Raw genomic sequence first — 15,811 nt, 5'->3', positions numbered from 1 at the left:
CATATTTTCCTGTAAATTCTGTCTATCTTGATTGTTGGCTAGAATGGCATTAAGATGTCTATATCTAGGTGATGGATATTTACTCAAAGCTATCTGGCAGGATATTTCGAGTCTTTCTTTTGAATATTTATCACTTAGATGCAGTACACTTAATGCAGGATTATATCCCTGTTCTTTAACTACGCTAGTTAGAAATATATTATCTATTACCTTTCTAGTGTAAGGACCAATTTTACTGGCCCATTTTTTTATACGCTCATCATCCCATTCTGTTACTTTGACAGACTCTGGCATATCATGATCATATGTGGAATATCTGTTTTTAACGTAATCTGGAAACACCTTATGTACATTAATGTGCTTATTTTGATAATAGGTAGTCAATGTGGTCTCAGTTACCTTAATATCTACCATCTTGCCTACATATTCATATGGAACTGAATACCAGTTCTTTTTATAAGCGATATGACAGTTAAGCTGTACCTTTCTTGAATAAAACCAGTGACATACCTCAAAAGGAAATTCAGGGAGTGGTCTTAGTGTTTTCTTCTCTACCTCTTCGAATACTTCCTTTCTGTTTCCATCTCTCTTCTGGAATGGTGTGGAGTTGAACACCTCAAGTCTTTCTCTAACTGCCTTATACAGTTCTTCAAATGAATTAAACTCTCTGTTTCTTAATGAAGCGATTATGACAGTAGCTATCTTTCCTACAGTGCCTTCAACACTTGCCTTCTGCTTCGGCTTTCTGACCTGTGCAGGCATGATGGCAGTCATATAATGATTTCCAAAATCACTGTAAGTATCAGTAAGGATGATTTCTCCGTTTTTAGGATGCATCACAACTCCTGTCTTAAGGTTATCGCAGACTACTCTTACTGTAGATCCACCAAAGTACTCAAACATGTGACGATTACAATTGATCCATGTATCCATTTTCATATCCTTTGTAGCTTCTACATATGAATACTGAGAGAATGGGAGTGTAGCTACAAATAGATATACCTTAACCACTTCACCTGTAGAAGGAACAGTATAATGCATTGTAGGCCCGCTCCAGTCTACTTCAGTACGAATGCCTGGCTTATGCTGGATATGGTTGGTATAGTTGTGATTCTGAACATGTTCTGTGTATCCTCTGCAGAACTTTGAATAGCTTACTGGATACTTCCCATCATTTATCTTGATGCAGTATTCATTCCACAACAGCTTCAGAGTGACTCCAGGTTTAGATAATTCATTATGAATATATTCATAATCTATAGGGGCATAAATGTCTTCACTTTCATAAAGATTAGGGAAGAACAGCTTTCCTAATTCCGTATCTGAATAAAACTCTAATTTTGCAGTATCAAATTCTAATTCCTCCTTTCTTCGTTTTACTTTTGATGAGGTGTGCTTGCTTATGTGGTATTGCTTGGAAATGGTATTAAGAGAAATTCCCTGATCCATTAGCTGCAGGCACAGTCTCAGATTGAATTTTACAGCCATAATTTTTCGGCTCCTTTCATAATATTAGAGACATTGTCTCCAATATCATGATAGTACAAAAAGACCACCCATGAGGTGGTGCAGTTGTGTATATTCTGATTTTTAGACTAGTGGTGCAGTTGGTGATATAGGTGGTGCACTTTATGCGATTGGCGGTGCTGTTGCTTGCGAATAATCAGTAATAACAGGTAACCCCTGACTCATTGCTTCATTAACAACTAATCCCCATATATCTTCTCTAGTAGGAAATACAAATAAATCAGCTAATCTATACCAATTTAAAATGTTTTCTTTATCTTGAAAATCAATAAAATAAAGATTATTCATTTGATATTTATTTCTCAGATTAATGTAATAATCTGTAGGTTTTCCACCTATAATATAAATTCCAATATCTTTATCTAAATCCTTGTATGCTTCAATCATCCAGTCAAAACCTTTTCTATGAATAAATTGTCCAATAGAAATAATAACTTTTTTATATGGAATATTATATTCAACTCTTAATTTATCTCTTTCTTGATCACTTATACATTCTTTTAAAATATCTTTTTCTCTTAGACTAGTAAAAGGAAAATTAAATATTTTTTCTTTTTTAGCGCCATAATATTCAAGATATTTATTTGTTTCTTTTCCTGAGCTCAACCAATAAGATGGTGAAGAAATAAAATGTTTCTTAATTAAATAATTTAATTTTCTTTCATTCTCACTTATAAATCCCCCATCAGCATTAAGAATATATGGTATTTTGTGTAATTTCATATAAGTACTAGCTATCATTGCAGTGGGTGTGCTATACCCACCCAATATAATATAATCAAAGTTTTCTTTTAAATATTTAATTACTTCAAATGATAAACTTGCTTCATTACCAATATTTTTTGAATTCAGAAATATAGCTTTGAATTTATAATTATTACTATACCATTCATCATCTCTATCAGCTGCTCTTTTTCTTTCAAAGAGTACTGTAAGATCACAGTATTTACTTAGTTCATTAAAAAAATCAACTCTATATGGAGCTGCTAAATTCGTTAAATACAATATTTTCATCCATATTCCTCCATATATCTATTTATCATTTTTTTTGAACCAACATCTATAACTTTATCCAGTGAACATCTTTTTATTGCTTCAATTATTGAATGAATGTCATTCGTAACAATCTTATCTTCATCCACATATGCACTTTCAGGGCTCCCACCTGTATTAAAGGTAATAACAGGCGTTCCACATGCTATAGATTCTAAATTCGTCGTTGGATAATTATCTTCTAAAGTAGGATTAAAATAAACATCAGCTGCACTATACCATTTAACTAGTTCTTGAACATTTTCTGTTCTAGAAATACCTACAATATTAGTTGGTAACTGTGCTATTTGTTTTTTATTTAATCCGATTAAAACTATTTGATATTGATTATCTAATTCTTTAGATAATTCTATAAAAGTATCTAAACCTTTTCTTTTATCCCATACAGAAGCAACACCTAAAATAACTTTCTTATCTTCTATTCCATATTGTTGCTTGATATTTGATGGCGTTGGTTTAAATACATTTGTATCAACACCATTATTAATAACCTCAATTGGATAATCTTTTAAATATGATTTTTCTACTTCTTTCTTCAACCATTTACTAGGAGTAACTAAAATCATATTTTCTACACCACTGAATATTTCTCTTTTCTTATTAAAATTACTTTTAACATTTGAAAAAATTGTTTGTGGATATTCCTTTTTATTAGGACAATTTCCATTACAACATGTCTGCCACTTATCACATTTAGCATATGAATAATAAGCACAATGCCCTGTATAGGACCAACAATCATGTAATGTCCATATTTTCTTGATTTCAGGATGATGTTTTAAATAATTGAACAAGATTTCAATATTTACATAATATCCATGGATATTATGTAAATGAATAACATCAGGTTTAAATTCTTCTATTTGTTTAATTAAATCTTTTGTCGCTTTTTCACTACCAAATCCACTAGCATCAATTAATCTCGATTTCAGGACATGTAAATAGATATCTAATTGATTACCTATTTTAATTGTATTAAATCCTTCAGGTGCATCTCCTCTACCATAGGCAATACAACATGTATGTCCAGCTTCCTCTGCTGCTTTATATAGATTTTTACAGATGGTTCCTGTTGACCCATTACATACAGAATTGATAAATAATATCCTAGACATTATTTATCCCAACCTTCTAATTCTTCTCGTACAAGTTTAACTTCTAATAATTTATTCTTTACTGCTTCTACATCCATTAATTCAGTATTATTAGAATTAAATTGAGTAAGTTTAGATGTTTCCATACCTTCAGAGAAGTACTTATCATAATTTAAATCTCTCTTATCTGCTGGTACTCTATAGAAATTACCCATATCTATAGCATGCACACATTCTTCATCTGTAAGTAATGTTTCATACATCTTTTCACCATGTCTGATACCAATTACTTTAATATCATTTTCAGCATGGAACAATTGTTGTACTGCTTTAGCAAGTACTTCAATAGTACATGCTGGTGCTTTTTGTACAAAGATATCTCCACTTTCACCATGTTCAAAAGCAAATAATACTAAATCAACTGCTTCTTCTAAAGTCATGACAAATCTTGTCATACTAGGTTCAGTAACAGTCAAATCATTTCCTTCTTTTATTTGGTTAATAAAAAGAGGTACTACTGAACCTCTTGAAGCTAATACATTTCCATATCTTGTACACATGATACTTGTTTTTTCTGGATCCACTGTTCTACTTTTAGCGACAATGACTTTTTCCATCATTGCTTTACTTGTACCCATAGCATTTACTGGATAAGCTGCTTTATCTGTAGACAAGCAGACTACTCTTTTTACACCGCATTCAATAGCAGCAGTTAAAACGTTCTCTGTTCCTAAAACGTTTGTTTTAACTGCTTCTATTGGAAAGAACTCACAACTTGGTACTTGTTTTAAAGCTGCAGCATGGAAAATATAATCTACACCATGCATTGCATTTTTAATACTGTTAATGTCTCTTACATCACCAATATAAAATTTAAGTTTAGAAAAAGTATCAGGATATTTAGCCTGATACTCATGTCTCATGTTATCTTGTTTTAATTCATCTCTACTAAATACTCTAATTTCTTTGATATCTGTTTCTAAGAAACGATTTAATACTGCGTTACCGAAAGAACCAGTTCCTCCTGTAATCATTAACACTTTACCTTCAAATTTACTCATTTTTATTTTCTCCTTTTAATTTTCTGAATTTTCTTGTAACATTTTCATAATTTCTCTTACTTCTTCACTATCTGATGCTTTGGATGTAGATCGATTATTTATGATGTGACACACTAATTTAGATATTGAAAAAATCAATAGATAAATATTGATAAATAATAAAATCGTCCAAATGTTACCACTTAATGAAGTTAATTCTTTAGCCTTAAATAATCCAAGCACTTTATTTATGTTCTTAAAAAACATAACATACACACTATAGAATCCTAAAAATAACATTTGCGTTATCAAAAACGTCATACATAAAACAGTATCAACATAAGGAATAATTTCTTTGATGAACTGTTCAATTGAAAAATGTTTAATAATTTCTTCAATGAATTCATAATTCATTGTTGCATATTTTCTTTTAGATTTATCTTCCGACTTAGAATTATCTTTATTGGTAGAATTTTCCGTATTTTTTCCACTGGCTTTATTTTTGTAATGCTTATATATGTTTACTAAAAAATATATTTGTGAAATTAAAATTAGCATTAAAATTACAAATAATATTAAATTTAATTTCCAGTTTGAACTTGTATTGACCGTTAAATAACCAAAAATGAAAATTCCTGATACTGCAATAATAATTCTACAGGTAGATTCAGTAATAACCTTATAGTTTGGCTTTTCTAAATATAAACCTCGTTTACTTTTAGAAAAATGTAAACTAATTAAAGAAGATAGACATATGATAATAAATAATATAACTAATACTTTATTCATTGTTCTGATTCTCCCTTTTTATCTTTTTTCAAATTTATTCGATATGGTATTTGTTCTCTTAAAAAGTTTTCTCCTCTACTTCTAAGTAAAAGACAATATTTTTTAGTAGCATCATTACTAGCTATATAATTATCTTCATCTAACTTCTCTTGAGTAATATGAAATCTATTACTTAATAACTTCTTGTATTGCTGTACCGTAATAATTGTAGCTAAATTGGTTTTTATAAGAAGTGAAACAAATGGAATATAAGATTTTTTCTCTAATTCATCCTTATTATAAAAATATTTTAAAGTGTACCCATCTTTGGCAGTCGCTTCAGCAAGGGTAAACAAATCAAGAAAATGACTGATATACTCTGTTGTTTTTGCTATTTGTTCTATTACTTCTTTTTCGAAATTATCACAATTTTGATATTGTCCATCCTTAATATTAATTTCTACATTTTTCATTAATGACATAAATAGCATTTCAAATGCATCTTCATATTCATCAAAATAATCTTTACTTGATTTAATATACAGAAATGATTCTGCTCTTCTAGATTTTAAATATCCTAAAAAGGCACTTATACCATCTATCATAATTGCAAAAACTAAATAAAGAATGCAATTCCAAATATTTATTTCTTTATCTGAAAATGCAAGAATAGAAAATGCGTATACTCCTGGCAAGTTTAATAATGCATTTTTTCTTTCTTCTAATTCATTTAATTTTCGATTTATATCATCATCGTTTATATTGGTGTTCACAAAAGCTTCAATCTTTTGATATGAATCTTCTGTATTCCTTTTATATTGCTTGATTTTAGTTGATAATTCATCTTTCTCTTCCACTTCTTCAATACTTATTCCATTCAATACATCATCATTTTGAAATCCTAATATTAACTTATCTAAATCATATGAATAAGAAAAAGAAGTTGGTATTCCAATATCAATTTCATTTTGAAACTCATTGTTATAACTACTTTCAAACTGTTTTAACTTACTAAAAATAGAATCACTTGATCCACTCTTAGTAATATCTTCTTTTTCAATGTCCGAAATACTTTTTTCATTATAAACTCTCAACAAATCATCAAAGCTATATAAAGCTTTTTGAGAATTATAGAAGTTTTGTAACTTATCCCTTCTTAACCTATATAAATTACTAGTTTGAGCATTTTGATTGATAGTATTACTATAATCTTGTAATTGGTCATTTCTTCTTCTATAAGGATTAGTTACGGATTTACTATTTCTATCATTATAAGTAATTGCATTTTGAATACTATTCATCATTCCTTGTGCATCTGTTATATCTTGTATAATTTCATTTTTTATATCTTCTTTTGATCCTATATTTGATTGACAATTGATTTTTAATGAATCAAAACTTGTTTTATAAGTTTCGTATTTACTCGCATATCTATTTTCCAATGGTTCCTGACTAATCAAAATTCCTGTATATGAAAAAAAGATCAAAATACTGAGAAATACAAACAATGCAACAAAATAACGTTTTTTTCTTTTATTTACATTAAATGCCTTGTTTGACAAATAAACAATCATTACCTGAATAACAGTTGCAAATAAGAAAGGTGCATATTCCCATATAGATGAAAATATTAGTTCTGCACCTTTATACGTTGTAAAAAATGAAATGAATTGTAGAACAAAAATCAGGAGATATATTGCATGATCACCAATATTCTTGTTAGTAAATCTACTTTCTTTTTGTAAAAAACTAAATATATTACTATAGAAAATCTCCAATTGATTTTTTATTATATTTACTTTTTCCTTTTGCTTTTGATAACTCTCTATTTTCTTTGTTAATTTTTCCTTTGCACCCTTTATACGTTTGCTAATATATGATAATTCATTTTCAATTTTAGACTCCGAAAAATATCTTGAAATAAAACTAACCGTATTAAATGGAACAAATAGTAATATTAAACACCCTATAAGAAAATGAACAATGCAATGCGGAACAATAATAAATAAAAATTTTAAAAATATACTTAAATTCGTTTGAAATTCTATTCCTTTTTTGTGTAAAAAATATTTATAACAAGCTTCAAAAAATATTGCTAATAAAACATAAACCCCTAAGCTTAATAAAATATATTTATACATATTCTATCCTCCCCCGTATTAAACTTTTACTACATTAAACTATCTCCTTTCGATTATAATCTTCCCTAAATTTTCAAATAATTCATCTAACAATTTTTCTTTGTTAAAATTATTAAAACCATACTCTAATGAATTATGTTTCAATAACTCATATTCTTCTTTTGTTTTATTCAACATTTCATGACATGCCTTTACCAATCCATCAACACTAATCTCTTGTGATACAACTCCTGCAAGAGATTCATCAATTGTTCTTTTTCCTTCACCACTAACGCATCCAATAATTGGTACACCACAAGCCATATAGGTTTGTAGTTTCGCTGGTAATGTCATTTCAAAGACCGGATCAGGTTTTAAGATAAGCAAAGCTGCATCTGCATTAGCAAGATATTGTGGTATTTCACTTTCAGGTTTTCTTCCGTGAAAAATAACAATATCATCTAAGCCATTATCATGTACTGCTTTTTTTAAAGCATCCTCTTCTCTACCATCACCTACTAATTGCCATTTAATTGGTGTTTCTTTTAATTGTTTAGCTGCTTCTATTACAAGATCTAAGCCTTGAGCTTTCCCAATATTACCTGTAAAAACAATATTGAAATCTTCTTCATTGAAAAGATTCTTTGTTTTTTCTTCTTTTGAAACAATAGAATATTGTGGCCAAAAAATAACTTTCTCTTTATCTTTTTTAAGATATTTTTGAATATTTGGTACAAAGCTTTTAGAAGCTGTTAAAATCAAATCACAGTTTTTATAAATATATTTAACCATTTGTTCAATTGGCTTAACTACAAATGGATAATCCATTCCTGTAACAGCAACAATATTTTCTGGCCATAGATCTTGAATATTGATAATAACAGGTATGTTTCTTTTCTTTTTAAGTTTAATAGCAGGTAGAGCAACTGTGATTGGTGATACTTCAAAGACATAGATATAATCAAAATGCAAATGTTCTAAATCTTTTAGTTTTTTATTTGCTTCACAAACAAAACTCATATAGTTTTTAATCAAATTAATTGAACCAGTTTTTCTAGCTTCAAGATTACATCTGTAAATTGGTATACCATTCCATACTTCATCACAGTTTTTATCTTTTGAATATCCTTTAAAATATTCTCCTTTAGGATAATTAGGCAAACCTGTTAAAACAGTAACTTCATATCCTCTATTTTTCATTTCTAAAGCCAAATCATTGATTCTAAATTGTTCTGGATAAAAATATTGACTAATGATTAAAACACTTTTCTTTTCATTCACTACTATCACCTTCACTTACTTGAATAGATTCACTTAATGAATGAACTCGATAATTTCCTTTATCGTAAGAACTTAAATTCATATCATATGCACTATTACCAAAAGCTTTATTTGCAAGTGTTCCTATCTTGCCTGGAACTTTTGTCATTAATTGAATCATGAAGTTTACTCCAGGTATCATAATAATCTTATGTCCTTTTACCTTAGCTATCATTTCTACCATAACTGATGTATTTGTATACTCATCATTTTGTGGGAAGAAAATTCCTGCTTCTTCGTTATTAATCATCAATCTGATAAACTCACATAGATTATCAATATGTAACATACTTCTTCTGTTTTTTACGATTGGAAATACTGGTAACTTAGTTGCCAGCTTTACAAGCAATGGATAGTTTCCCTTACTTCCTTTTCCATAGATCATTGGTGGTCTTAAAATACATACTTTAAATGTTTCATCATTTAATTCCTGCAATGCAAGATCAGCCTGTAATTTACTATCTCCATAGAAGTTTTCTGCTTGTGGTACTGTCTCTTTGGTAATAAAAGTTTCTTTACATCCACTATAGATAATCATTGAAGACATGAAGATAAATTGTTTTACACCATTATCTTTAGCTATATTTGCTACTTCTAATGTTAGATCCCTATTGACCCTATAATATTTTTCTTTCACTTCTTCACTGACATTTCCTACATCTGCATGAGCAATACCAGCTACATGAAAAACTGCATCAAATTTTGAAAAATCAAATTCTTTCCAACTTGGATTCATCATATCTAGTGTTGAAATTTCAATTTCATCTTTATGATTTTGATTTATAAATTTTTCAAAGGAAGTTCCGATGTAACTATTTGCACCTGTAATAAGCACTTTTTTCATTACTTTCCTTCCTCCTTGTGTAATTCTCCTGTACCACCTTCAACGACTCCATCATGTTTTAACACAGATAAGATTGTTCCAAAAAAACATTTCATATCAAATAAAAAAGAGATACGTTCAACGTATTCTCCATCTAATTTTGCTTTTACCGGAATCTCTAATTCATCTCTTCCATTTATTTGTGCCCATCCTGTAAGACCAGGTCTTACATCATTGGCATGATATTTGTCTCTTTCAGCGATTAAATCATCCTGGTTCCATAAAGCTGGTCTTGGACCAATAATTGCCATTTCCCCTTTTAATATATTTAATATCTGTGGTAATTCATCCAAAGATGTTTTTCTTAGAAATTTCCCTGATTTTGTTATATATTGATCTGGATTTGATAACATATGTGTTGGCATATCTTTTGGTGTATCAATATACATTGTTCTAAATTTGTAGATATTAAAATATGTTTTATTGATTCCTACTCTTTTTTGTTTGAATAATATTGGTCCTTTACTATCCAATTTAATCCAGATGCATAGAATTATATAAACAGGACTTAATACGATAAGTCCACCTAATGCTAATATAAAATCTATAATTCTTTTTATCTTATTCTTATACATTAAATAACTACCTCCCCATCTTTAATATCACTACCTTCTTTAATTTCTTTTCCAAAGGTAATTGTACAGTTACTTCCTATTCTTGTAAGTTCATGAATAATGACATTAGGACGAATCACTGTATTTGAATAAATGAGACTATCATCATGAATGATTGCATCATGATTGACAGTAGCATTTGCACAAATGATACAGTTATTTCCAATCTTTGCATTTGGTTCTATGACTGCATGAGGAAAGATGACACTCCCTTGTTTGATTGTTGCATATTTGGATACTGTTGCTTTATTGCTTATTAATGTAATGATGTTATAGCCTATTTCTTTTGCTTGATCGTGTAATTGTTTTCTAAAAGCATTATTTCCTACAGCAATAAATACATCTAAGTATTCAGGAAATAATTGCTTCATTTCATTTATCTTTCCAACAACTTTACAATCATTTACCGTTTGACCTACTAACCCATCATCTAAAAATATAATTTCATCATATTTTTCTCTCGCAATATCTAAACAACATCTCCCATGTCCACCTGCACCAATAATAATCAATTTATTCAATTTATCCCCTCCCTAATAAAAAAGAATATAGTTTGCCTATCCAATAAGTGCTTATATTGGACTGGGTAAACTATATTCAAATAAGATGTATAGGCGGCTCCCCCTACGCTATACTTCATTATTTTGCATTTCAATTCCTGCTTTTAATTTCTTGTTTAAAAATTCAATATTTAATACTGCTTCGTGACTTTTCTTATCTACTGCAACTATATATTCTTCTAATTGTTTCAACGGTCCTTCAATGATTTTTGTTCTTCCATTGACCTTATATCCTTTTGACATCACCAGAATGTATTGTTGATTTAAAAGGATATCTAGAAGTTTTATTTCTTCTTTTGTTAGTGCTGATACATCTTCTTTTTTTAATTCTCTGATGACTCCATCTCTTTCTTCTTTCATTAATAAAAGCAATGTATCAAATTCTGTCTGATCCATATTTGTCTTAATAAAGAGATATCCTGGAAACATACTCTGGATAATTATCTTATCTTTAGAACGTATGTACTTTTCCATTTTTGGTATGAAAGCTTCAGTATCTTTTTTTAGATTGAATGTCTGATAAAGCTTTTCTATCTTTAAACTTTGACAGAACAAAACATAATAGTTCATTATCTTGTTACCTGCCTTTTTAAAGCTCTCTGTTTAAAACATTCAAAGATGACTTTTTATCTTTACTAAATACAGTACAGCTTTCTACTTTTGTACATGCAGGAACAAGTGTTCCTCCTGCAACAACAGCATTACAATCAACATGTACTCCACTTGCACACATGCTTCCATGATTTACTACAGCTCCTGCTGAAATAAAACATCCTTCCTGTAATGCAGAACCAGCATGAATGACTGCCATAGGTTCAATAATAGAACCCTTTCCAATCTGTACAGATGGTGCAATATATGCTCTTGGAGAAACAAGAACTACAATTCTATAAGGCATTTCTTCTTCAATTCTTTTTATAAGTGATAGTCTTACTTTAGGATTTCCAATAGCAATAATGATGTTGCTGTAATCTACTGATAGTTTTTCTAAATCAGAAATCTTACCTAACACCTTATTTCCATCTGGTGTTTGTTCTTTATCATCATCTACAAAATCTATTTTTTCAAAACAATTCATTTCTCTTGCGATATCTCTAGCAACCATGCTATATATACCAGCACCCACTATTAATAAATTTTTATTCATAGTACTCTCTCCTTTAAAATTTTAACTAGATTTAACTTTCTGTAAGAGATTTCTATGCATAAATAGATTTCCAACTTCCTTATAAACGTAATCGTTATTTAAGTTAGCTTTTATATCCCAAACAAAACCAATATCATCTAGCTTTTCTTTATGTTCTAATGGCATCTTTCCTAGCTTATAATTTCTTCTCTGACGGATGATCCAGTCAGAGAGTTTCTTTCCACTAGATGTGATATAGTCCATTGGAACATTGAGATGACCAAACTTGAGATAATACTTTCTAGCTTCCTCATACATGGACCACCAGCGATTGTCTTTTCTTCCGACCTCTTCCATAGGAAGTGTTTTTAACATCTCTATTTGCTCATTAGTTAGTTTTCCACTCTCCATAGATTTCTTTTGGGATACAATCCACTTACCTAGCCATATACCCTGGATAACTTCCTTTTGAGAGATATTGATATTTCCATGTTCTTCATAATATTGTTTAACTAAGTTAAAACGAGATTCCCAATTATCTGGATTCCAATTCATACCTACATCTGTAAGTCGTTTAAAACGATCTTCAGAAATCTTATTATTCTTATAAAGACTTCTTTGTCTTTGAATCCATATACCTAAGGGAAAATCAGTATTACTTCTATAGTTCTTAGGAACACTTAAGTTTCCATATTCTTCTGAATAGTTCTTAGCTTCAATAAATCCGTTTTCCCAGACACGATCCACTCTATCCATCCAGTCCATACCAATTGAATCTAATTTTTTGATTTGTTCATCAGTTAAAGAATTACTTTTATAAAGTTGTCTTTGCCTTAATATCCAATTTCCAAGATGTTTCCCATCTTTTGATTTAAAGTTAGTAGGAATATCTAGATTTCCATGCGCTAAATAATATTCTTTAGCTAATCTGAAATTCTGTTCCCAGAAATAATCTAATGAATCCCAAATCATTCCTATAGAGTTTAACTTTTGTATTTTATCTTCAGTTAGTTTTCCAACTATAGTACCTTTACGAATAGCTTTTTGATTATTAAGCCAACTACCTAATGCATAACCTTCTTCAGTAATGTATCTTGCAGGCACTTCTAAGTTTCCATTCTCTTTGTAGTACTGTTTAGCACTTGCATAATACATATCCCATGTTGCAGTTAATGCATCATTGAGTTTTTCAAATAGTTCTCTGCAGTTTCTTACTTCATCAATAACCTTAAATTTTTCATTGATGATTTGATCTGCTTCTCCTAGAGAACGATAATAGGAAGTAGCTACTTGCATTTCCTCTTTAATAGAATCAATGCTATAGATGTTTTCAATGTTTAGTACGATATCAAATATGACTGCATTTGTTTTCTTGCTTGCAGACAGTGCTCTACCAATCTGCTGTTTATATACGATTGGTGAGACTGTTGGTCTTAATAGAATGACTCCATTTATATCATCAACATGGATTCCTTCATTTAATGCATCGATACAATAAAGAAGTCTTAAGTGATTATTATCATTGTCTCCTTTGAAGTCCTTAAATACTTTATCTGCTCCTGGATCACTAGAGTATACAGAATACATATGTGGTTCTTTATCTACCTTAGAGAACCATTCTGTATGTTTCATCATCTGATCCATATGTTCTTTGTTAGAACAGAATACTATGTATTTGCCATGCGGATCAGTCATATGCTTTTTGAAGATGACATCTAATCCTTCAGCTTTTTCTAATGTTCTTCTTAACTCTTCCAGACATTTTTCAGCATTGTCTCTTGCAACTTTACTTTTTGTTTTCTTTACTCTTCTTTCATACTTTTCCAACGTGTTCTGATAGTAATACATTGATAATACATATTTGGGTGGATTAAGAATTCCTCTTACTATTGCTTCTCCCAAACTCATTTGGGAAGCAATATTTCCATCAAAAAGCTCCTGTGCCATATCTCTTTGACTATCTAGATATCGAATATTGGTTGCAGATAATCCTAAAACAGGTACATCAGCATATGTAAATAGAAGCTGTTCTACACCCTTTTGCCAATATGTAGCTCCAGCACGATGATATTCATCAAGAACAATATAGTCAGGATGTATTGCTTGTATCTCTTCTTTACTCATACCCATGAGCTTCGCATAAGTAAAGAAGACAATATTATGAGGTTTGTAACCATTTGTAGCTTGATATAGATTCTCTAGCTGAGTAGAGAAAATATATTCTGAAGGAGATAACCAACAGATTGTCTTGTCAGGATGATCTTCGCATAGTTTAAATGCGATGAAGGATTTACCTGTACCTGTCGGGTGAACAATGGCAGCTTTTTTTGTATCTTCAAGCATAGTAACTGCTAAGTCATATGCTTTTTTGTTATGAGAATACAGCCTAATCATTGTCTAATCCCCCCTCTTCTTTTTGTATGTAATAGTGGTGAATATAAACATTTCTTGTGAATTAGTAACTGGTTCACAAGGTATACTTTTAGTAACAAAAGAACTTTAAAATAAAAGCGGAAAATGTTATAATTTTCCGCGAATATAAATAAATATCTTATTGTTTCTGTTTAATAAAAAAATGGCACGGAAGGTATACTTTTAGTGCCATTGTAGTGCTTTTTAAGTATTTAACATATATTTAATCTTACTATTTCCATTTCTAATGTATTATTGATTTCTAAAAGATCTGTTAATTTAATGGTTCCATATTATATTAAGAATATAAACTATTTTAATTCTTTCTAAAAAGAAAGAAAAATATTCACCTTATATTTAAGTTATAAACTCTTATTAGACTTTTGCAATAAAAATACATATATAGCATTCACTTCTACTATATATCTCGATTTTAATGGATAAATACTGCATTTCTAAGTTTACATTCATGCTTCTATTAACTATGTTCATTTGCTATTTTTTATTTGCACAAAGGAGAAAAGTGTGAAACAAAAATCAATCAAAACGTATAAAAAAAGATGAACTTAAAAACAAGTTTGAATAATTTAGAAAAAATAGAATAATTGAATATTATTGTTTAGTTAATTTATTTGTGTCCGCGCAACGAAGGCGTGGGGAAAAGGAGGAAAACATGAAAAATTGTTTTATTGGTCAATCTGGTGGGCCTACGGTTGCCATCAACGCCTCTCTTGCAGGTGTTATTACTCAATGCCAGAAAGAAGGATTTACTCATATCTATGGTATGATTAATGGTATCCAGGGACTACTAAAAAACAAGTTCATAGATATAAAAGATAAATTTAATTCTGAGGAAAAAATTGATGCATTAAAGCATTCCCCAGCAATGTATTTAGGAAGCTGTCGTTATAAGCTGCCTACAGTAAGTGATGATAAAGACACTTACGACTTGTTATTTAAAAAGTTTAATGATTTAGAAATCACTGATTTCTTCTATATTGGTGGAAATGATTCTATGGACACTGTGGCTAAACTTGCAGCTTATGGTGAAACAATCAATTCCCCTATTCACTTCATTGGAATTCCAAAGACTATTGATAATGATTTGATGGGTACAGATCATACTCCAGGCTTTGGTTCAGCTGCAAAGTATGTTGCAAGCTCTATGTTAGAAATTGCTTATGATTCTTCTATCTATAAGCTAGATGCGATTACTATTGTAGAAATCATGGGACGTAATGCAGGTTGGTTAACTGCTGCAAGTGCACTTGCAAGAACTGAATGTAATGATGCC

General features: G+C 29.9%; 14 protein-coding genes. 1 reads left to right on the top strand and 13 read right to left on the bottom strand.

Annotated elements, in window-relative coordinates; all coding sequences use genetic code 11:
• The 13 genes from istA to DW269_RS04980 all read right to left on the bottom strand — a co-directional run.
• Positions 1 to 1,488: IS21 family transposase (gene istA / locus DW269_RS05040; RefSeq protein ID WP_233503271.1), on the bottom strand; the 1,488-nt coding region annotated here is incomplete at its 3' end.
• A gap of 141 nt (positions 1,489 to 1,629) precedes the next feature.
• A complete protein-coding gene (locus tag DW269_RS05035; RefSeq protein ID WP_117458801.1) occupies positions 1,630 to 2,541 on the bottom strand; it encodes a glycosyltransferase family 4 protein in 912 nt (303 codons plus the stop codon).
• The gene (locus tag DW269_RS05030) at positions 2,538 to 3,695 is read right to left on the bottom strand and encodes a glycosyltransferase (protein ID WP_117458800.1); all 1,158 of its coding nucleotides are present in this window, start codon (positions 3,693 to 3,695) and stop codon (positions 2,538 to 2,540) included. Before DW269_RS05030 ends, DW269_RS05035 begins: the two co-directional genes overlap by 4 nt.
• The gene (locus DW269_RS05025) at positions 3,695 to 4,735 is read right to left on the bottom strand and encodes a nucleoside-diphosphate sugar epimerase/dehydratase (RefSeq protein ID WP_117458799.1); all 1,041 of its coding nucleotides are present in this window, start codon (positions 4,733 to 4,735) and stop codon (positions 3,695 to 3,697) included. Before DW269_RS05025 ends, DW269_RS05030 begins: the two co-directional genes overlap by 1 nt.
• Positions 4,736 to 4,750: 15 nt before the next feature.
• Positions 4,751 to 5,503 (bottom strand): hypothetical protein, encoded by a 753-nt coding sequence (locus DW269_RS05020; RefSeq protein WP_117458798.1) that lies wholly within the window; start codon positions 5,501 to 5,503, stop codon positions 4,751 to 4,753.
• Positions 5,500 to 7,623: a hypothetical protein gene (locus DW269_RS05015; RefSeq protein WP_117458797.1), complete on the bottom strand. Its 2,124-nt coding sequence runs from the start codon at positions 7,621 to 7,623 to the stop codon at positions 5,500 to 5,502. Before DW269_RS05015 ends, DW269_RS05020 begins: the two co-directional genes overlap by 4 nt.
• A 39-nt stretch (positions 7,624 to 7,662) precedes the next feature.
• Complete coding sequence (locus tag DW269_RS05010; RefSeq protein ID WP_233502425.1) at positions 7,663 to 8,883, bottom strand: glycosyltransferase family 4 protein; 1,221 nt, start codon at positions 8,881 to 8,883, stop codon at positions 7,663 to 7,665.
• On the bottom strand, positions 8,876 to 9,766 hold the full coding sequence (locus DW269_RS05005) for an NAD-dependent epimerase/dehydratase family protein (protein WP_117458796.1): 891 nt from the start codon (positions 9,764 to 9,766) through the stop codon (positions 8,876 to 8,878). Before DW269_RS05005 ends, DW269_RS05010 begins: the two co-directional genes overlap by 8 nt.
• Entirely contained in the window at positions 9,766 to 10,380 is a 615-nt protein-coding gene (locus DW269_RS05000; protein ID WP_117458795.1) for a sugar transferase, read from the bottom strand. The genes DW269_RS05005 and DW269_RS05000 overlap by 1 nt, the downstream gene beginning before the upstream one ends.
• Positions 10,380 to 10,940, bottom strand: a complete 561-nt coding sequence (locus tag DW269_RS04995; RefSeq protein ID WP_117458794.1) for a sialic acid O-acetyltransferase — start codon at positions 10,938 to 10,940, stop codon at positions 10,380 to 10,382. Before DW269_RS04995 ends, DW269_RS05000 begins: the two co-directional genes overlap by 1 nt.
• Before the next feature lie 108 nt (positions 10,941 to 11,048).
• Positions 11,049 to 11,549 carry a transcription termination/antitermination NusG family protein gene (locus DW269_RS04990; protein ID WP_117458793.1) on the bottom strand — a complete coding sequence of 167 codons (501 nt, stop codon included), beginning with the start codon at positions 11,547 to 11,549 and terminating at the stop codon, positions 11,049 to 11,051.
• A 19-nt stretch (positions 11,550 to 11,568) separates the two neighbouring features.
• Positions 11,569 to 12,126, bottom strand: coding sequence for a PglB (locus tag DW269_RS04985; protein ID WP_117458792.1), 558 nt, complete (start codon positions 12,124 to 12,126; stop codon positions 11,569 to 11,571).
• 21 nt (positions 12,127 to 12,147) lie between these two features.
• A complete protein-coding gene (locus tag DW269_RS04980; RefSeq protein WP_117458791.1) occupies positions 12,148 to 14,499 on the bottom strand; it encodes a Helicase associated domain protein in 2,352 nt (783 codons plus the stop codon).
• A gap of 691 nt (positions 14,500 to 15,190) precedes the next feature.
• Between DW269_RS04980 and DW269_RS12925 the strand changes: the two genes are divergently transcribed.
• The coding region (locus DW269_RS12925) for a diphosphate--fructose-6-phosphate 1-phosphotransferase (protein ID WP_233503270.1) at positions 15,191 to 15,811 on the top strand (621 nt) is incomplete at its 3' end.

It is taken from the genome of Catenibacterium sp. AM22-6LB, assembly GCF_003435615.1.
In the GTDB taxonomy this organism is placed as follows: domain Bacteria; phylum Bacillota_I; class Bacilli_A; order Erysipelotrichales; family Coprobacillaceae; genus Catenibacterium; species Catenibacterium mitsuoka_A.
The sequence above is the reverse complement of the archived record's forward strand: the minus strand, read 5'-3'. Positions and strand labels throughout refer to the sequence as shown.